This is a genomic window from Halorubrum sp. CGM4_25_10-8A (assembly GCF_005435025.1).
GTDB classification, from domain to species: Archaea; Halobacteriota; Halobacteria; order Halobacteriales; family Haloferacaceae; genus Halorubrum; species Halorubrum ezzemoulense.
On the sequence record NZ_SGTX01000002.1, the window covers coordinates 143575 to 162267 of the forward strand.

General features: G+C 72.5%; 19 protein-coding genes. 4 read left to right on the forward strand and 15 right to left on the reverse strand.

Going from position 1 to position 18693, the window contains the following annotated elements:
* Positions 1-70: 70 nt before the first annotated feature.
* The gene (locus EXE52_RS03055; protein ID WP_049931722.1) at positions 71-334 is read right to left on the reverse strand and encodes a helix-turn-helix domain-containing protein; all 264 of its coding nucleotides are present in this window, start codon (positions 332-334) and stop codon (positions 71-73) included.
* Positions 335-527: 193 nt separating this feature from the next.
* On the opposite strand from EXE52_RS03055, the gene EXE52_RS03060 reads away from it, so the two are divergent.
* Positions 528-1742 (forward strand): proteasome-activating nucleotidase, encoded by a 1215-nt coding sequence (locus EXE52_RS03060; protein ID WP_049931723.1) that lies wholly within the window; start codon positions 528-530, stop codon positions 1740-1742.
* A 72-nt stretch (positions 1743-1814) separates the two neighbouring features.
* Here the strand turns inward: EXE52_RS03060 and EXE52_RS18960 are convergent, their stop codons facing one another.
* The 12 genes from EXE52_RS18960 to EXE52_RS03115 all read right to left on the reverse strand — a co-directional run bounded on the left by EXE52_RS18960 (position 1815) and on the right by EXE52_RS03115 (position 14649).
* Entirely contained in the window at positions 1815-1946 is a 132-nt protein-coding gene (locus EXE52_RS18960; protein WP_254921855.1) for a hypothetical protein, read from the reverse strand.
* Positions 1947-2035: 89 nt separating this feature from the next.
* Positions 2036-3208, reverse strand: a complete 1173-nt coding sequence (locus EXE52_RS03065) for a bifunctional oligoribonuclease/PAP phosphatase NrnA (RefSeq protein WP_049931724.1) — start codon at positions 3206-3208, stop codon at positions 2036-2038.
* Positions 3209-3331: 123 nt separating this feature from the next.
* A complete protein-coding gene (locus EXE52_RS03070) occupies positions 3332-4234 on the reverse strand; it encodes an NAD-dependent epimerase/dehydratase family protein (RefSeq protein ID WP_049931726.1) in 903 nt (300 codons plus the stop codon).
* Positions 4231-4683 carry a DUF5791 family protein gene (locus tag EXE52_RS03075; RefSeq protein ID WP_086216871.1) on the reverse strand — a complete coding sequence of 151 codons (453 nt, stop codon included), beginning with the start codon at positions 4681-4683 and terminating at the stop codon, positions 4231-4233. Before EXE52_RS03075 ends, EXE52_RS03070 begins: the two co-directional genes overlap by 4 nt.
* A gap of 83 nt (positions 4684-4766) precedes the next feature.
* Entirely contained in the window at positions 4767-7988 is a 3222-nt protein-coding gene (locus EXE52_RS03080; RefSeq protein ID WP_089308819.1) for a hypothetical protein, read from the reverse strand.
* Positions 7982-8590: a hypothetical protein gene (locus tag EXE52_RS03085; protein ID WP_049931731.1), complete on the reverse strand. Its 609-nt coding sequence runs from the start codon at positions 8588-8590 to the stop codon at positions 7982-7984. Before EXE52_RS03085 ends, EXE52_RS03080 begins: the two co-directional genes overlap by 7 nt.
* Positions 8581-9045 carry a hypothetical protein gene (locus tag EXE52_RS03090; RefSeq protein ID WP_049931732.1) on the reverse strand — a complete coding sequence of 155 codons (465 nt, stop codon included), beginning with the start codon at positions 9043-9045 and terminating at the stop codon, positions 8581-8583. Before EXE52_RS03090 ends, EXE52_RS03085 begins: the two co-directional genes overlap by 10 nt.
* 6 nt (positions 9046-9051) lie before the next feature.
* Entirely contained in the window at positions 9052-9552 is a 501-nt protein-coding gene (locus tag EXE52_RS03095; protein ID WP_049931733.1) for a hypothetical protein, read from the reverse strand.
* Between the two features lie 85 nt (positions 9553-9637).
* Positions 9638-11461, reverse strand: coding sequence for a type II secretion system protein (locus tag EXE52_RS03100; RefSeq protein WP_089308820.1), 1824 nt, complete (start codon positions 11459-11461; stop codon positions 9638-9640).
* Positions 11458-13464, reverse strand: a complete 2007-nt coding sequence (locus EXE52_RS03105) for an ATPase, T2SS/T4P/T4SS family (protein ID WP_089308821.1) — start codon at positions 13462-13464, stop codon at positions 11458-11460. The genes EXE52_RS03100 and EXE52_RS03105 overlap by 4 nt, the downstream gene beginning before the upstream one ends.
* 143 nt (positions 13465-13607) lie before the next feature.
* Positions 13608-14072, reverse strand: a complete 465-nt coding sequence (locus EXE52_RS03110) for a hypothetical protein (RefSeq protein WP_089308822.1) — start codon at positions 14070-14072, stop codon at positions 13608-13610.
* Between the two features lie 7 nt (positions 14073-14079).
* The gene (locus tag EXE52_RS03115) at positions 14080-14649 is read right to left on the reverse strand and encodes a hypothetical protein (RefSeq protein ID WP_086216920.1); all 570 of its coding nucleotides are present in this window, start codon (positions 14647-14649) and stop codon (positions 14080-14082) included.
* 74 nt (positions 14650-14723) lie between these two features.
* Here EXE52_RS03115 and EXE52_RS03120 point away from each other — a divergent pair, with 74 nt between their 5' ends.
* Positions 14724-15803, forward strand: a complete 1080-nt coding sequence (locus EXE52_RS03120) for a tubulin/FtsZ family protein (RefSeq protein WP_089308823.1) — start codon at positions 14724-14726, stop codon at positions 15801-15803.
* Between the two features lie 90 nt (positions 15804-15893).
* Positions 15894-16598, forward strand: coding sequence for a phosphoglycerol geranylgeranyltransferase (locus tag EXE52_RS03125; protein ID WP_049931741.1), 705 nt, complete (start codon positions 15894-15896; stop codon positions 16596-16598).
* A 25-nt stretch (positions 16599-16623) separates the two neighbouring features.
* Here EXE52_RS03125 and EXE52_RS03130 read toward each other — a convergent pair whose 3' ends face one another.
* A complete protein-coding gene (locus tag EXE52_RS03130) occupies positions 16624-17247 on the reverse strand; it encodes a riboflavin synthase (protein ID WP_049931743.1) in 624 nt (207 codons plus the stop codon).
* A gap of 117 nt (positions 17248-17364) precedes the next feature.
* Between EXE52_RS03130 and EXE52_RS03135 the strand changes: the two genes are divergently transcribed.
* Positions 17365-17634, forward strand: coding sequence for a hypothetical protein (locus tag EXE52_RS03135; protein WP_049931745.1), 270 nt, complete (start codon positions 17365-17367; stop codon positions 17632-17634).
* Positions 17635-17647: 13 nt separating this feature from the next.
* Here the strand turns inward: EXE52_RS03135 and EXE52_RS03140 are convergent, their stop codons facing one another.
* Positions 17648-18643 carry a BGTF surface domain-containing protein gene (locus tag EXE52_RS03140; protein WP_089308824.1) on the reverse strand — a complete coding sequence of 332 codons (996 nt, stop codon included), beginning with the start codon at positions 18641-18643 and terminating at the stop codon, positions 17648-17650.
* Positions 18644-18693: the final 50 nt, after the last annotated feature.

The following is an 18693-nucleotide window of genomic DNA, read 5'->3' on the forward strand; positions in this document are numbered from 1 at the left end:
TATCGCCGATAAATCGTCGCACGCGGGCGGTCCGGGCGTCAGCGTCGGCGGCGGATCGGGCGGTCCGCGCTCAGATACCCAGCGAGTACAGCCGCTTGCGGGCGTCAGTGAAGGAGAACCGCGAGTCGACGACGTCCTCCTCCTCGAGCCGCGACAGCGCGTACCGGACCGTCCGGGGCGGGAGCAGCGTCTCCTCGGCCAGTTCGCTCTGCGTCAGCGTGTCGTTGTAGTCTAACACCTTCGCGACCAGCTTGGCGCTCGGCGGCAGGTCGCGAACGGCCGCCCAGCGGTCCGCGGTCCCGTCGTCGGCGGTGACGGCGTCGGTCGTGCTCATTCGTATACCGATCCTTGGCATGCCGGATAATAATATTTACTATCCATTTTGATTACTACTGGGAATCATCTCCCGTCAAACCTGCGAATCAGCGTAGACCCGGACCGCCGTCGTTCGGTGGTTCGCCGGCGGTACGGCCGCCATCGTGCCCCCACCCGAAGCCTCTTATCCGCGAGACCCTTTAATAAACACAATGAGCGATACGGTCGACGACGTCGACATGCCTTACGAGGGCTCGGCGTCGAAACAAGAGAAGATCGACTCCTTACAGGAGCGGCTCGACGTCCTCGAGTCGCAAAACGAGGAGATGCGCGACAAGCTCCTCGACGCCAACGCGGAGAACAACAAGTACCAGCAGAAGCTCGAGCGGCTCACTCACGAGAACAAGAAGCTGAAGCAGTCCCCGCTGTTCGTGGCGACGGTCCAAGAGATAACGCCAGACGGCGCCGTGATCAAACAGCACGGGAACAACCAGGAGGCGCTCACCGAGATCACCGACGAGCTGCGCGAGCAGCTCGACCCCGACGACCGCGTCGCGGTCAACAACTCGCTTTCGGTGGTCAAGAAGCTGGAGAAGGAGACCGACGTCCGCGCCCGCGTGATGCAGGTCGAACACTCCCCGGATGTCACCTACGCCGACATCGGCGGGCTCGAAGACCAGATGACGGAGGTCCGCGAGACGGTCGAGATGCCCCTCGAACACCCCGACATGTTCGAGGACGTGGGCATCACGCCCCCGAGCGGCGTGCTGCTGTACGGCCCGCCGGGCACCGGAAAGACGATGCTCGCGAAGGCGGTCGCCAACGAGACGGACGCGACGTTCATCAAGATGGCCGGCTCCGAGCTGGTACACAAGTTCATCGGCGAGGGCGCGAAGCTGGTCCGGGACCTGTTCGAGGTCGCCCGCGAGAACCAGCCCGCCGTCCTCTTCATCGACGAGATCGACGCCATCGCCTCGAAGCGGACGGACTCGAAGACTTCGGGCGACGCCGAGGTCCAGCGCACGATGATGCAGCTACTCAGCGAGATGGACGGCTTCGACGAGCGCGGCGAGGTCCGCATCATCGCCGCCACCAACCGCTTCGACATGCTCGACCCCGCGATCCTCCGTCCCGGCCGCTTCGACCGGCTCATCGAGGTTCCCAAGCCGGAGACCGAGGGCCGCGAGATCATCTTCCAGATCCACACCCGCAACATGAACCTCGCCGACGGGGTCGACTTCGCGGAACTCGCCGAGCTGACACCGGACGCCTCCGGCGCCGACATCAAGGCGATCTGTACTGAGGCCGGGATGTTCGCTATCCGCGACGACCGCACGGAGGTCACGCTCGACGACTTCCTCGAGGCCCACGAGAAGCTCCGGCAGGACGAGGAGACGAACGCCGACGACTCGCTGGCGTTCGCCTGAGACCCGGACGACCACAGATCGAGACCCGCCGATCGCCGTTTTCACCCCTCGGGCGTTGACGAAAGCGCCTCGTTACAGCGCCGTGACGGCTAGGTACGGGACGACGAAGACCAGCAGGAACACCAGTCCGACCGCGATACCGTAGCCGGCGCCGACGCCGGCGAGCGCGAGCCACCCGTCGTCGAGCGCGTCAGCGATGTACATAGCGGATGGATCGCCGCCCGGAACTTAAATCCGCACGCTCACGTCCGGCGTGGACGCCTCGCCCCGCCGGCCCGCCGCGTCGATCGCGGTCACACGTCCCCGGCCATCGCCCGGAACAGCCCGTCGGCGAGGGCGTCGCGGTCGACGGTCTTCGGCTCCTCCCCGGTGGGGTCGAGCTCCGGTTCGATCGTACCGCCGCCCATCCGGGAGTGCCCCCCACCGTTCCCGTTGTCGACGTCGTCCAGCACGGCCGCTATCGCGTTACCCATGTGGACCCGGTCGTCCCGCGAGCGTCCCGAGAGGTGGACGGTCTTGTCCCGCTCGCCGATCACCACGACCGCGCTGACTCCTTCCAGCTGGATGAGTTCGTCCGCGGCCTGCGGGATCGCGTCCACGTTGTTCACGCCGCCGACGTCCGCGACCGCGAACGACCCCTCGATGCGACGGCCGGCGATCGCCCGGGCCTTCACCTCCAGCACCTCCGCGTCGACCGCCGGGTTCGCGATCCGGTCGAGCCGGTCCTGATCGACGCCCGGATAGAGGTACGCGGCCGCCGCGAAGTCGGGCTCGCTGGCGCCGACGGTGAGGTGTTTCGTGTCGGCCAAGATACCGTACAACAGCCCGGTCGCCGTGTCCGTCGACAGCGTCAGGTCGCTCCCGGTCTCGCTCGCGTGTTTGTCCGGCGGGACGGGGACCGCGTCGTTGTCCTGAAAGTACTCGGCGACGACCGACGCGCTCGCGCCGTAGTCGGTCCGTACGTCGGTGAACGATCCACCGGCGCCGTCGCCGGGGTGGTGATCGACGACGGCCATCGGCAACACGCCGTCGGCGCCGGCAAACCCCCGCGGCTCGTTGTGGTCGACCAAGACGACCGATTCCGACGCGAGGTCGCTCACGTGTTCGATCGGCTCCAGTTCCAAGTCGAGGACCGTCCGGAACGCCCGGTTCTCCTGATGACGGATCTGACCGGGGTACTGGACGGTTGCGTCGACGTCCACCTGATCGGCGAGCGAGGCCACGCCGACCGCGGCCGACATCGCGTCGGGGTCCGGGTTCGGGTGCATCAACACCGTTATCTCGTCCTCGTCGGCCAGCAGCCGGCGGAACCTGACCCCAGGCGTCCGGCGGGCACGGAGCACGACGAGCCCCACGGCGACGACGATCAGGACGATGAGCGCCCCGGCGACGGCGATCTCCGGGTTCTCCCGGACCATTGCCTCCGCCTGCGAGAGTCGGTCGCCGACCGCGCTCATCGCTCGCATGCGTTGTGTCGAGTCGCTCCCGACACATGAAGGTTCGTTACCGTTCTGACGGAGTGAAACCGACGGAACCGACCGCGGTCGGACGACGACGGGCCGAACCGGCCGCCGTCCGTCCGAGACGCGCTACTCGGTCCGCGTCCGGTACGCTCGCACCGCGTCGCGGTAGCCGGACCGGAACGTGGGATGAGCGAACTCGTAGCCGAGCTCGCGGAGCAGCGCGTTCGAACAGCGCTTGCTGGTTCGGATCCGGCGCTCCGCGGCCGCCGAGAGGTTCCCCGCCGCGATCCGCTCGTCCTTCGACAGCTTCTCCGGGCGCCGGACGCCGCAGGCGTCCGCGAGCCAGTCGGCGAACACGTGCTTGCCGACCGGCTCGTCGTCAACGACGAGGACGACGCGGTCGCGTGCGCGGTCCGTCTCCAGCAGATGTCGAATCGATCCCGCGGCGTCGTCGCGGTGGACCATGTTCAGGTAACCGGCCGTCACCGGGCCATCCACGTACCGATCCAGCCGGTAGCGTTCCGGCCCGTACAGCCCCGCGAACCGGACGACGGTCCCGTCGATCCCGGCGTCGGCCGCGCGCTCCGTCGCGATCCGCTCGGCCTCGGCGAGGACGCGGGTCTTCTCCGTGGTCGGGTCGACCGGCGTCTCCTCGTCGACCCACCCGCCGTCGTGGTCACCGTACACGCCCGTCGAGGAGGTGTACACGAGCCGGTCCGGCGGCGCGGCCCGCGAGCCGTACTCGTCGACGACGTTCGCCAAGCCGTCGACGTACACTTCCCGGGCCGCGTCGGCACCGCGGCCGCCGGAGCTGGCCGCGAAGACGACCGCGTCCGCGTCCGGTAGCGCCGAGAGCGACTCGGGATCGGTCGCGTCCGCCCGGACGGCCTCGACCCCGGAGCCGACCGCGTCGACCGCGTCGAGGCCGGCGTTTGACCGGCGGACACCGACGACCTCGTGGCTGCGGGCGTCGAGCTGTTCCGCCAGCGCCAGCCCGACGTAGCCGCAGCCGACGACGACGACTCTCATGGCTTCCGACGCTCGATGACCGCGAGTATCTCCGCGAGCTGGCCAAGAGTTAATCTGGTCCGCCCCTCCAGCGCCTGTTGGACCTCCTGCCCGGTGAGGTCGGCGTCGATCCGCGCGGCGATCGCGTCGACGTCGAGGACGGCGGTCGCCATCCCCATCAGGAGGTGATCGCGCACCTCCGCGACCATCGCGTCGGCGTCGCGCCCCGGCTCCGCCGCCGCGAGGACGGCCGCCGCGTCCGCGAGCGAGAGCGCCGCGACGTCCCCGTCGCGGACGGCGCTCGCGTCCGCTTCCGTCAGGCCGACCTCGCCGACGAGCCGGTCGCCGTCGACGCCCGACGCGGCCTCCGTGACCAGCGTCTCGAAGGCCGCGAGTAACTCCGCCGCCGCCGGTTCGTCCGCGTCGACGTCGGGCCCGCTTCCGCGGTCGTCAACGACCTCGTGGAACATACTCCCTCTGGGTCGCGCCGTCGCAAAACGCCTGCGGTCGGCCGCGTCCCGGCGCTTCGCCGCCCGCGTTCTCCCTCCCTCCCTCAATGCTCCGTACACTCGTCCCCCTCTCCGGGCGACGCGCTCAGCGATCCCGGACACGGCCAGCCGCCGGACGTCTCCTCGCGCGTCCCGTCGACGTCGCCGACGCCCGGCGGCCCGGCGGGGACCGCGACGACGACGACCGTCCGCGCCTCGAACGCGACCGGCTCCGTCGCGCCGAGCGCGACCGACTCGCCGTTCACATCGACGCTGACCTCGTCGGCTTCCCGGACGTACTCGAACGGGCGGTCGGGCGTCCCGACGTTCGCACGAAGCGCGAAGCGCGGGTACTCTCCGCGCACCTGAACGTTCCACGCGTTGACCGTCGCCACCCAGTACCCGGGGACCGGCGCGACGGGGAGTCCCGCGCCGACGCTCCGAACGGGCTTCGGCACCCGCTCGTCCGGCACCGACGCGACCGCCTTCCGGGCGCGGGACTCGATCTTCGACTCGACTCTGTCTCGACGAATCGTCCGGGACGCCGTCGTCGTCGCGTCGACGAAGCGAGCCGGGACGCGGACCGCGTCCCGTCCCGCCGCCTTCCGCGTCTCCACCCGGAGGTGCGCCGCGAGGCCGAGCCGTTCGGCCCTCGACAGCGACCCGACCCGGGCCGCCTCGCTCGCGACGCGGTTCGGGTACTCGCCGTCGCCGACCGCGACGGCCCTGTCGCCGAGCGAATCGTACTCGGACGCGACGCTCTCCACGACCGCGTTCCGCTGCTCGCGCGAGAGGTCGGTCCGTTTCGCGAGCCGGCCTTGTAACGCGTCGTCGACGCGTCCCAGCGAGGCGTCAACCCGTCCGGCGAGCGCGTTTCGGTCGGCCCGTAGGTCGTCGTCGTCGGCCGCCGCGAGGGCCTCGTCGGCCGCGAGGAGCGATCGCCCGGCGACGCCGAGACGGACCGTGTCGTCGGTGCCGAGAATCCGGTCGGCGATCCCGCCGGAGACGTCGCTGTACGGGAGCGTGGCGTAGTTCACGTTTCGAGCCGCGAGCGGCCTCGTGGTCGTGCCGTCGACGCCTTCCACGCGCTCGCCGTCGACCGCGGTCCGCGGGAGATACCCCGGCGACCCCTCCGGAGCGAACGTGACGGCGCCGGCGGGCCCCTCGTCGCCGACCGCGTAGGTCCCCGGGTCGCGTGCGGCCTCGCGGCTGGCGATCACCTCGCCCACGGGCGGTCCACCGAACGCGTCGTTCACGCGGTCGAGAACTCCGTTAGACGCCGCCTTCCTGTCGTCCGACGCCGATTCGAGCTCCCCGATCACGGCGTCGAGATACGCGACGCGGGCGGCGACGCGCCCCCGGTCGACCGCGCCGTCGTACCGCCTCGGGGCGTCGCGTAGCGCGTCGCGCCGATCGCGCACGGCCGCGGCGAGATCGCCGTACGGCGTCGACTCGCCGACCGCGGCGTCGGCCATCGACGCCTCGGTCTCCAGGTCGCGGACGCGCTCCGACAGCGTCGAGATGTCCGCCGCGATCCGGTCTAGGTCGGCGCCCGATCGGTCGCCGTACACGACCGTCGACCGCCTCTCGTCGCCCCGTTCGACGGCGTCGCGAGCCATCCGATCGACGTCGCCCGCCGTCTCGACGTTCAGCTCTGCCCTCGCGGCCGCCGGCGTGTCGGCGAGGTCGGGCCCGGCAACGTCCCGGTCGGCGGCGCCGAACGTCGCCGTCGGCCCGTCGGGGGCGTCGTCGCGCGGCGCGTACGTCCCGGTCACCGACACGCGGACGCGGTACCGGTCCGTCGCCTCGTCGCTCGTCACGGCGCGGTCGACGCTCACGTCCTGTACCGTTCCGTTCGGTCCCCGTTCGACGACCCGTCGCTCCCACGTCGCTGTCGCTGCGCGCTCGACGACGACCTCCCGAGTCGCGCCGCCGAAGGACACCGACTCGCCGGCCGACACCGTCTCGCCGTCGGTTCCCGTTCGGAGGTCGCTCCCGTCGGCGACGCGGACGCGCTCCGTCCGCGACGTGTCGACCCGCCGCCAGGGCTCTCCGAGCTGCGACCGGGGACGACCCGGGCTCACGGGACCGCCCTCGACGACCCGCGTCGCCTCCGTCTCTAGGGTCGCCTCGACTCGGTGGCTCGCCCGCACGATCGATTCGAGGTCGTCGTGGACGCGGGTCGCGGCGCGGTCGGCCGCGTGCCCGACCTCGACCGACGCCGTCTCGCTCGTCGGATCCGTGGCCGAGTCGAACGCCGCGTCCTCGCTCGTCGCCGCGTTCCCGTCCGAGGCCGTCCGCTCTCTCTCGGTCTCCGCCGTCGGCGTCGGCGCTCCGAGGACGGCGTCCGTCCAGGAGGCTTCGTCGACGCCGGTCGGCGACAGCAGGTCGGTCACACCGGTCCGGGCGGTCGCTCGCGCGACGCCGCCGCGGGCGTCGGGATCGCTCGTTCCGAACACGTCCCGCTGGACGCGGACGATCCCGGCGTTCGTCGACAGCTCCACGTGGCGGTTCGCGACCACGTTCTCGACCGGTGCGCCGGCGTACTGCCCGTACCCCCGGGCCCACGCCATCGCGTAGAGGCTGGCCGTGACCTGTCGCCCGAGTCCGGGCCCCTCGACCGGACCGCGGTTGAGTCGGCGCTCGAACCGCTCGGTCCGCTCGTGAGCGGCCAACGTCGGCACCGCGACGGTGACCGTTCGGGACCGCGTCCGGTTCACGACGGTTCGCCCGTTCCGGGTCGCGGTCGTCGCGACGCCCTCGAACGTCACTCGCGTCGCGGTCCCGTTGGCGACCCGCTCGACGCGGACCCGCTCGCGCGCGGCGACGAGGTCGCTCGGCGACTCGACGGCCGGTAGCGACGCGGTCGCCGTCACGGTGCCGACGTCGCTCTCGACGGCACCCAGCGCCTTCGATCCGGCGACCGCGAGTCGGATCCGGAACGCGTCCTCGAAGGCCGATCCCTCCCGGACGGCCTCGGCCGCCGCTCCCGGTCCACTCGGTGGCCGCGTCACCGGCTCCGCCGCCGCCTCGTGGGCGGCCTCCCGGGCCGCGCTCCTGAGCGCGGCGGTGGCGTCGGCGTCGACCCGCTCGACGGCGCGTTCGACGCGGCGGTCCTCGCCGACGAGCCCCTGCTCGGCGAGTCCGGCGGCGTACGCCGAACTCGTCACGAGCAGTAGCACGCCGACCAGCGCGAACGGGACTCGCGCCCGCTCGTCGACCGCGAACGTCCGGCTCCGTCGGCCGGAACCCGCCCGACGGGAGTCGCTGCCCTTCACGCTCACCACCTCCGAACGACGATCCGGACCGTAGCACCCGCTCCGCGTCGGTCCGATTCCCCACTGCCGTCGACTCCTGCCGGAAGCGGCTGTCTGACGACCGCGACCCCGACGGTGGCGTCTCGCGGCGGTTCCGGTCCGACGGCGACCACCCGTCGGGTCTCGTCCGCGGTCGATCCGGACGAGTCGGCCGCCGGTTCGGTCGTTCGAAACGCGCCAGGCGCCCGGTATCGCTCCGGCACCCCACCCACTCTCTCCGCCGTCCGCGTCGGCCCGTCGAGGGCAACGTCGACGCGCGTCCGCGGACCGATCCCGGTGTGAACCGCGTCGATCGCGCGGCGGTCGAACGCCGTTTTCGTGCCCCCGTCACCGACTCGTTCGGCGACCAGCGCGAGCAACTCCGCGCGCGTCGCGTGGATTCGTCGGGTGTCGTTCGGCGCGCCCTCGTCGGGATACGCCACGGTCTCGGTCTCGGTGACGAGCCGGTCGGCGGCGTCGGTCGCGGTCGGGCCGTCGGGGCCGCCGGCGTCGCTCGCGCCGAGCGCGACGACGCTCGCGGAGACGCAAAGCAGCAGCACGGTCACGTCGAGGACGGTGCTGGTCACCGCCACACCACCGCCCGGAGCGTTCCGCGGACGTTACGGCCCGGCGCCACGCGGACCGTCACCCGTCGCTCGGCGACCGCGACCGCTTCCGGGGTCCGGACTCCCGGCGGTCCCGGCGCGTCCGGCCCCGACGCGGCCAACCACCGCTCGCCGTCCGCCTCCAGTTCGATCGCGATCGCGGTCCCCGGCGCTTCGACCCGCCGCATCCGGTCCGGGTCGAGGACGCCGCCGACGGTGACCCTCCCCTCGACCCGGTCCAGCGCCGACTTCGCGGCCGACCGACGGTCGTCCGGCGCCGCGTCCGCGAAGGCGCCGGCGTATAGCCCCAACGCGAGTCCGACGACCACCACCGCGACGAGCGCGGCGATCGGCTCGACGGCGGCACGGTCGGCGGTCGGGAACGCCGCGCTCGGTCCGTTCCGAGTCGCCGACGCGCCGGATTCCGTGGAGTCACGCGACACGCGAGATCACCCGACCAGCGTGACCCGGACGTCACCGTAGTGTACGCGCCGGACCGTTATCCGCCTCGGTGCGGTCGTCCACCTCGCGTCCGCCGCTCGCGCACGCTCGGCGGCCGCCGCGAACGACGCCGGATCGTCGAACGCTGCGTCCGGAGGGGCGCCGTCGAGGACGCGCCGAAGCCGGGCGTCCGTCGCCGCGCCCGGCGTCACCCCCGCTGTCGGTCGGACGACCGGGGTGATCCGCGGGGCATCGAGCGTCGCCCGCGCCGTCCCTCGCTCGTCTCTAAGCGAGACGGATCCCTCCGCGAGCCGGAGTCTGTCCGCCGCGATACCGTGTTCCGCCGTCGCCGGGTACGACCCGTCCGCGACCGAATCGACGGTGCGCGCGACGCCGTCCGCGTCCGGCGGCGGCGACGCCGGGAACGCGGCGGCCACGCCGACGGCCGCGACGCTCACGACGGCCAAGCCGAGCCACGCGTACGTGGCGTCGAGGTGCGTCTCGAACATGGCGCGGCTGGCCGCGCTTTCATACATAAACGATCGGCCCCGAGCGTCGCGGTCGATCGAGGGCCGACTGCCCCACCGATCGGGCTCAGAACAGGAGTCCGGCGCCGGCGAACGCGACGAGGAACGTGGCCGTCGCCGTCGGCAGCGCGATCCCGACCCGATAGGCCACCAACGTCCGATCGAACCCGCGCTCCAGTCCGGTCGCCAGCCCGGTGAGGAGGGCGGCGAGCAACAGCACGTACGTCCCCACGATCCGTCCGAGCACCGGCACCGACAGGGCAGCCGTTCCGCCGGTCCTCGCGCCGTCGCTCGCCGCCCCGCTCCCGCCAGCGGCCACTCCGCTCTCCGCGCCCAGTCCGCCTCCGCCGAGCGCGTCGGCGCCCGCTGCCGCTCCGGCTCCCAGGCTCCCGACATCGGCGGCGTCGATCCCGGTCGCGAGCGCGACGGTCGCTCCACCCACGAGCGGCGCGAACACCGCCGCGGTGTTCGAGAGCGTCCCCGTCACGGTCGCGAGCTGGCGGCGCGCGTCGCGTTCGAGTTCCCGTAGCGACTCCAGCTGGTCGGCGAGCTCCAACAGGACGTCGCCGGCGGGACGCCCCTCCCGCGCGGCGACGGAGAGCAGCGCGATCGCCCCGCGAACCCGGGACGACGGCACGTCCGCGGCCGGCCCGCCCTGTCCGAGAAACGCCTCGCGGACGCCGACGCGCAGCGTGTCGCTCCGCCGACCGGCGCGCTCGAACACCTCGCCGGTCGCGCCGTCGAGCCGCTCGCCGGCGTTCGCGACCGCGGTCTCGACCGCGACCCCCTCCGCCACGTCTCCGCCGATCACGGTCATCGCGTCCGGCAGCCCCCGCTCGACGCCTCGGACCTCGGACAGCACCGCGCGGCGGGGTCGCGCGAGGACGAACAGCGCGCTCCCGACTCCGACGCCGACCCCCGCGACCGGCCACGCCCACGGCGCGACGACTCGCGCGGCGACGGCGGCCGCGGCCGCACCGAGGGCGCAGCCGACGACCAACGCGTGGCCGCGTCGGTCCGGCACGTCGGGATGGTCTCCGCCGATCTGCGGCGGCGGAAACGCCACCGGGCGACGGGAGAGCAGCCACGCCGAGGCGGCCACCAGCCCGCCCGGAAGCGCGATCAGGTACAGGCCGGCGACGAGTCCGGAACCCACCGCGACGCCGGCGGCGGCGCCCGCGGGAAGGAGCGCGATGAGTGCCAGCGGGAGCAGCACGCCGAACGCGTACAGCGCCGAGACCGGCCCGCGGACGGAGCCGACGAACGACGCGAGCCGATCGGTCGTCCCCGAAAGCGTCGCGTCGAGGGCGCGGTCGAGGCACCGCCCGCGGCGCTCCGGCGGCGCGGTCGCCGCGGTCCGGACCAGCGCGGCGGCGCGGTCTATCGCCGGGAACCACGGAGTCCACTCGCGAGCGAACGCTCGAAGGCCGCTCGTCGGCCCGTCCGCACAGCCCCGTTCGTGGCGGGAGAGAGCCGCGGCCAACGGTCCCTCTCCCGTCCGGCCGGCGAACCGCACCGCACGCTCCGTCGAGGGATCGAGCCGCATCCGCAACACGAGCCGCCCGACGAGCCCCGGCGCCGCGCCCAGCGCCCGCGTCCGCCGGAGCGACGCGAGCCACACCGGCGCCCGGTGGACCGCGTGTACGCCGCCGACGGCGGCGGCTAGTCCGGCCGGCGCGGCGACGACCGCGCCGGCAGCGAGCGCCGCGGCCGCGGCGACAACCGCCCCGACGACGACGCCGGCCCGGTACCCGATCGCCACGACGCGCTCCGCGGAAACGCCCCAGCCGAGAAACGCGACGGCCCGCCGCAGTTCTTTCGAGGCGGTCGCGTCGTCTTCTCCGTCGACACGAGCCGATCGCTCGGTCGGTTTCGACCGGTCCTCGTTCATGCGCCGCCTCCGTGCTTCACTCCTCCCTCGCGTGGTCGATCGGCCGGGGCTCCCACGTCTCCGCTCGGATCGCCGGATACGTCTCCCCTGACGTACCGCGCCGGCGAAACGCGTCCCGCCCGAACCGCCTCGCGGATCCGGTCGCTCCGCCGATCGATGACCTCCCGAACCGCCGCGTACGATTCGTTCGTCCCCCCGAGCGCCTCGACGAGTCGACTCTCACCGCGGTCGATCCGACCCGTGCCGACGAGTCCCCGTTCGGTCCGCTCGAACAGCGGATCGAAGCTCACGCCGCCGTCGCGGTCGCCGACCTCGACGATCGACTCCACGCGGTGGTCGTCGAGCACGGCGATCAGATCGGTCGCGGCGAACGACGAGCGGGGGACGCCGAGGTCGGTGACGACGCGTTCCTCCACCCCGGCCGGGTCTTCGCCGTGAATCGTCCCCAGCACCGTCTCGCCGGCGGCACCGACACGCATCGCCTCGTACAGCGCCTGCGCCTCCTCGCCGCGCACCTCGCCGACGCTTATCGCGCCGCCGCCCATCCGGAGCGCCGTCCGAACGGCGTCCGCCGGGGCGAGTTCGGCCCCGTCACCGACGCAGAGTCGCTGCGCGTCTCGCCCGGCGTCCGCGAGGGCGTCTACCGGGAGTTCCGGCGTGTCCTCGATTGCGATCGCCCTCGTTTCCGCGGGCAATTCCCACAGCAGTGAGCCGAGCGCGGTCGTCTTCCCGGCTGCCCGGCCGCCCGCGATAAGCCCCGCTACCCCGCGTTCGACGGCCACCGACAACAGCCCGGCCGCCGCGGGCGTGAGGGTGTCGACGGACACCAGTCGCGCGAGCGTCCACGCCTCCGGATCCCCGCGTCGGAACGTGAACGAGAGCCCGTCGCTGGCTGGGGCCGTGACCGCGGCGACCCTGACCCGACCGGTTTCGGACTCGAGCGTCGGCGTGGCCCGCGAGAACGCCCGACCGCTCGACCGGCGGAGCCGCGACGCGAGCGTGGCGGCCCCTTCCGGGGGGAGCCGCACGTTCGTCCGGCACCGCTCCCCGTCGAGCACGACGCGGAGCGGGTTCTCCGCGACCGGCGCCGTCACCGTCGCGTCGCTCACCCTCTCGTCGGCGAAGACGTGTTCGAACACGCCGTAGCCGTGCGTGTGTCGGCGCAGGATCTCCGTCAGATCGGCGACCGGGTCGCCGTCTTCCGCCGCCGCCCGCACCGCTCGTCCGGGGGCCCTGTCGCCGCCGCGGGGGTCGTCGAGCAGCCGGTCTCGCGCCGCGGCCAGCGTCGCTACGGCGTCGGCGTCCAGATCGACCGTCGGCGGCGTGAGGTGGTACGTCCTGAGGGAGTCGTCGCCGTCGTAGAGCCGGACCGTCGCCCCGGTCGGCACCGTCCAGCGATCGACCAGCGTCGCACCCGGCGGCGGCGAGGCCGCGACTCGTGCGGTCGCGGCCGTCGGACCGACGTGGGCCCGCAGGCGATCGCTCAGAACGCCGTCGCTCTCGGGCCAGTTCTCGCCGCCGCCGAGATCCTCCGCGGCCGACAGCAGCCCCGTTTCGGCCGCGATGCGCTTCGTAGGGCCCGCCCGCCCGGCGGCCTCTACCGCGGCGCCGAGCGGGTCGCGGAGGACTCGTTCGGCGAGCCGCTCCTCACGGAACCCGACCCGCTCGCGGAACCGTCCGGCGGCGGTCAGGAGGTCGGCCGCGCGGTCGGCGTACGACCGCTCGCGGCCGCGGTGTCGTGTCCTGATCACGTCGGCGTCGCGGTCGCCGAGCGCCTCCACGACGGTCGCGAGACAGTCGGCGCTCGCGGCGAGGTCGCCGCGTCCGGGACACGCGCCGGCGTCGACGTCGAGTATAACCCTGTCCTCGACGCCAGTTCCCACGGGCTCGCGAAACGCCGGCTCGCACCGACACTCGTCGCGGTCCTCGTCGACCCACGGGAGCGCTCGGAGCGGCGTCTCGCCGGCCCCGTCGGCGAGTTGATCGGTGATACCGAGGTTCATGACGGGCGTGCCCGCGGTTTGATATATAAGTCGTCGGCCGTCCCGCCGTTCCGTTCCGCCGCGTCTCGAAACGATCCGCGTCGTCCCGGTCTGCCCTGTCGTAATCTATTCTGTCCCGCGCCGTCGCGTCCCTCCGCCCCGGTCTACCCCGCTCGGTTGATCCGGACCGTCGGCCCCTCGTCGTCGACGTACCGGAGCCGAATGCGGTTCGTCCCGCCCGGGCGAAGTTCGATCGGTCCGCCGCCGAGATCGACAGTCACCTCCACCGGTCCCGTTCCGACGCGGACCGTGCGCTTCGGCCGGTCCTCGACGCGGTACGCGAGCACGACGCCGCCCGGCCTGTCCGGCGGCTCGACGAGCGCGACGCGGTCGACCTCCGCCGCGGCGAACCCAGTCGGGATCCGGAAACGCACCGTCGCCTGCGCCGCCAGGGCGGGGTCGTCTACGGGCGACGATCCGGCGACTACGCCGCCGATCGCCCGCTCCAGACGGTCCGCCTCGGCGCCGATCCGGTCCGCCGTCGTCGCGGTCCGGGCCGTCTCGACCGCGGGCATCGACGCCGTCAGCAGCGCGACTGCCACGAGGACGGTGAGGGCCACGCGGATCACGGCTCGCTCACAGCGACTCCCGGAGGCGGTCGAGCGCGTCCGTCGCCCACGCCCCGCCGTCGCCGTCCCCGGCGGCCTCGTCGGTTCCGCTGCCGCCGGTACGCGGTCCGGACCGCGAGCGATCGTCCGGCAGGGCGGCGTCGAGGGCGCCCTCCGACGGAACGGTGTCGTCGGCCCGCTGCCCGTCGCTCGCGCTGCTCTCGCGGCCGACACTGCCGCCGCTCCGCTCGTTCTCCCGCCCGGCCTCGGTCGCTCTCGCGAGCGCGAGGTCGGCCCGGCGCTCGACCTCGCGGTTGACGGCCCGGATCGCTCCGGCGTAGCCGCGGACCGCCTGCGTCGCCGCCTCCAACTCCGCGACGCGCTCCTCGAGGTCGTCGAGCCGCGACTCGAGTCGCTCGCGCTCGGCCGTCGCCTCTGCGTCCGCGGCGGCGTCGACCGGCCGCGCCTCGCTCCCGGTCACCGCGCGCTCGACGGCGCGGAGCCGAGACTCGATCCGGTCGTCCGGTCCGTCCGCTCCCGTCGGCGTCGCGTCCGTTTCCGCGTCCGTCGGCTCCGCGCCCCGCGCGTGGTCGGTCATGCGGCCTGTTGCCCACGGTCTCACTCTTAAACGTCGGGGAAAGGATATTATCGGGGGAACCGGTACGTCTGGGCATGAAAGCAGTCCTCCTCGGCGTCGGACAGGCGGGCGGCAAGCTCACGACCGCCCTCGCGGAGTTCGACGCCGACGCCGGCTACGGCGCGGTCCTCGACGCGATCGCTGTCAACACCGCCGCGGCCGACCTCGACCCCCTCCCGCTCGAAACGGTCCTCGTCGGGCAGTCGCGCGTCAACGGTCACGGCGTCGGCGGCGACAACGAACTCGGCGCCGAAGTGATGGACGAAGACGCGGTCGAGGTGTTGGACGCGCTCGCCCCGAAGGTCACCACGGAGGCCGAGGCGGTCTTCGTCGTGGCCGGCCTCGGCGGCGGGACGGGCTCCGGCGGCGCGCCGGTCCTCGTCCGCGAGCTGAACCGGGTGTACGACGTGCCGGTGTACGCCATCGGCGTCCTCCCCGGTCGCGACGAGGGGACGATGTATCAGGTGAACGCCGGCCGGTCGCTCAAGACGCTGGTCCGCGAGTCAGACGCGACGATCCTGCTCGACAACGACGCGTGGCGCTCGGCGGGCGAGTCCGTCGAGGGCGGCTACGAGGCGATCAACGCCTCGATGGCGAAGCGGATCGGGCTCGTCCTCGCCGCCGGCGAGGCGGTCGAGGGCGTCGCCGAGTCCGTCGTCGACACGAGCGAGGTGATCAACACGCTCCGGGCGGGCGGGATGGCCGCGGTCGGGTTCGCGTCGGCGCCCGCCGCCGAGGACCCGCAAGAGAACATCAACACCGTGACGAGCGCGGTCCGGAGTTCGGTGATGACCGGGCTGTCGCTGCCGAGCGCCACCGACGCCGACGCCGCCCTCGTCGCGGTCGCCGGCGACCCGGACCGGATCTCCCGGAAGGGCGCGGAGAAGGCGCGGAAGTGGCTTCAGGAGGAGACGGGGTCGATGCAGGTCCGCGGCGGCGACTTCCCGCTCGACTCCGACCGGATCGCCGCCTTGGTCCTCCTCGCGGGGGTCGAGCGCTCGCAGCGCGTCGAGGCGTTCTTGGAGCGCGCTCGGCAGGCGGTCCGCGACGAGCGCGAGGAGAAGCCCGACCCGGCGGCCGCGTTCGAGAACGACGAGATCGACGACCTGCTGTGAGGCCCCCGCCCTCCCGCGCGGCGCGGCTCGGGGCTCCGGGGCGGGATAGCTTCCGCACCTTTTTGTTCTCGCCCGGTGGAGTCTCGGCCGATGACTAACCCGTGGGACGACTGGGACCACGTGCTGAAGGTCGACCCCGACAAGGACCTCCGGGCGGGCGAGACCTTCGAGGACGTCTGCCGGACCGGGACGGACGCGATCGAGATCGGTGGGACCCTCGACGTCACCGCGGAGAAGATGACCCGCGTGGTCGACGCCGCCGCGGAGTACGACGTGCCGCTGTACCAGGAGCCGTCGAATCCGGGAGTCGTGATCGACTCGCCGGCGCTCGACGGCTACCTGATCCCGACCGTCTTCAACGCCGGCGGCCCCTTCTGGATAACCGGCGCCCACAAGGAGTGGGTCCGGATCGACGACCTCGACTGGACCCGGACCCACACCGAGGCGTACATCGTGTTGAACCCGGAGGCGTCGGTCGCCCAGCTGACGGAGGCCGACTGCGACCTCAGCGCTGACGACGTGGCGGCCTACGCGAAGGTCGCGGAGCGCATGTTCGGCCAGGAGATCGTCTACGTCGAGTACTCGGGCACGTTCGGCGACACGGAGAAGGTCGCGGCCGCTCACGACGCCTTAGACGACGCCACGCTCTTTTACGGCGGCGGCATCCACGACTACGAGTCGGCCAACGAGATGGCCGCTCACAGCGACGTGATCGTCGTCGGCGACCTGCTCCACGACGAGGGCGTCGACGCCGTCCGCGAGACGGTGAAGGGCGCGAAGGACGCAGGGGACTGAGGGGGACGGGTCGGTCCGTCGGCAGTTAGTCGGCCGCGTACCCGTCCAGCATGTTCTCGACGTACTTCGCGATCACGTCCACCTCCAGGTGCACCGGGTCGCCGACCGACTTCTCCGAGAGCGTCGTCAGGTCGTAGGTCGTCGGGATGACCGCCACGTCGAACTCGCCCGCGCGCTTCTCGGCGACCGTCAGCGAGATGCCGTCGAGCGTCACGGACCCCTTGTCGACGAGGTAGTCGCCGTGTCCCTCCGGAGTCGCGAACGTGAACCGCCAGTCTTCTCCGACGCGCTCGATTCCCGTCACCTCGGCGACGGTGTCGACGTGTCCTTGGACCACGTGGCCGTCGAACCGCCCGTCGGCGGGCATCGCGCGCTCGACGTTGACGGCGTCCTCCGCCTCGATCCCGCCGAGGTACGTCTTCGCGACCGTCTCGCTCGCGAGGAACACCGAGAACCAGTCGCCGCCGTCGGTCGTGCCGCCGTCGTCGCTCCCGTGCTCCTCGACGGTCAGACAGACGCCGCTCACGCTTATCGACTGGCCGTGGTGGAGGTCGTCGAATCCGTCGACGCCGATCCTAAGCCGGAGGCCGTCGTCGGTCTCGGTCCGCTCGCGGACCGTACCGGTGCCCTCGACGATGCCGGTGAACATACCGGAACTGGGGGCGGGCGACGGATATCGGTTCTGGGTCCGGCCGGGATCTGGGAGTTCGACCGCCCGTCGTCGCGGCCGGGCCCCTTTTGCCCCCCGGGGATCAACGGAGGGTCGATGCGACTCGGAGTGCTGGACATGATCGGGCTGGCGGCGTCGCTCGTCTTCGCGCTCCCGCTCGCGAACTACGCCGTCGTCCGCCTGTTCGCCGGCGAGGTCGCGCTCGGCGCCGGCCTGCTCGTCGTCGCCGCCGCGATGGTCGTCCTCCCGCAGTACTTCCTCGACCCCGCCACCATACTCCGACGGCTGCTCTCGGGACTGTTACCGCGACAGCTTCGTGGAGACGACGACGCCGCCGGCTCCGAGGGCGATTCGGTCGAAAAGTGACTCGGCCCGGCTCTCACTCCCGCCGCCGGGCAACGATCGCGACGACGAGCACAGCGAGCCCGCCGGCGACGACCCCGAACCCGGGCGCTTCGAGGCCGAGGACGCCGTCGCGTTCCTCGACGCCGATCTCCTCGTCGACGACGAGCACCTCGCGCGCGCCCGACTCGTTGACCGCCTCGTTCCCGCGGACGGTCAGCGTCGCGCGGTCTCCGTGGGTCGTCCGACGCAGATCGAAGGCCGCGCTAGCCGTCCCGTTCTCGACCGTCGCCGCTTCGGTCATGAGGAAGCTCGGGCTCGCGTCGCCGTCAGAGCGGATCCGGAGGGTCACGGTCTCGCCGTCCTCGGCGGTCACCGGAACGCTCAGCTCGGTCTCCGCCGGGGCGACGACGAGATCGGCCGCCTCGACGTCCGCCTCGGTGACCGTGACGGCCTCGGCCGACTCGCCGTCGGTCGCGCCGTCCCCGCCGCTTCCGTCGCCCCCGCTTTCGTCGCCCGTTCGGTCTTCGACGACGAGCGTGGCGACGTCCGCGGGGTCGCCGCCGACGAACAGTTCCGCGTCGTAGCTTCCGGGAGCGATCGCCTCGCTCAGGGTCGTCTCGTAGTCGATCTCCACCGCGCCGCCGTCGGCGGCGGTCAGCGGGGCGCCGCTCCCGCCGGTTTCGGCGTGGGTGAAGACGAGCGTCGTGACGCCGTCGCCGTCCGGCGTCACCGTGGCGCGGAGTTCGTATCCGACCTCCTCCTCGTTGCCGACGACGACCTCGAACGCGTCGACGCCGTCGGTCTCGACGGTGAACTCGGCGCTCCCGTCCTCGCTTACGGTGACGACGCCCGCGCCGAGTTCGGCGGTTCCGTCGGCGGCCGCGACGCCGCTCCCGGCGACGACGACCCCGACGAGCGCCGTCGCGGCCACGAGAACCGCCACCGCCGTCGAACATCTACGCCTCGCGATACGCCAGACCGATTCGGACCCGGCGGTGGCGCCGGATCCGACGGAGGGCTCGGATCGCATGCGTATCGGGCTTCGGCGGGAGTCTCAAAAGGCGCGCCGATAGCGCAAAG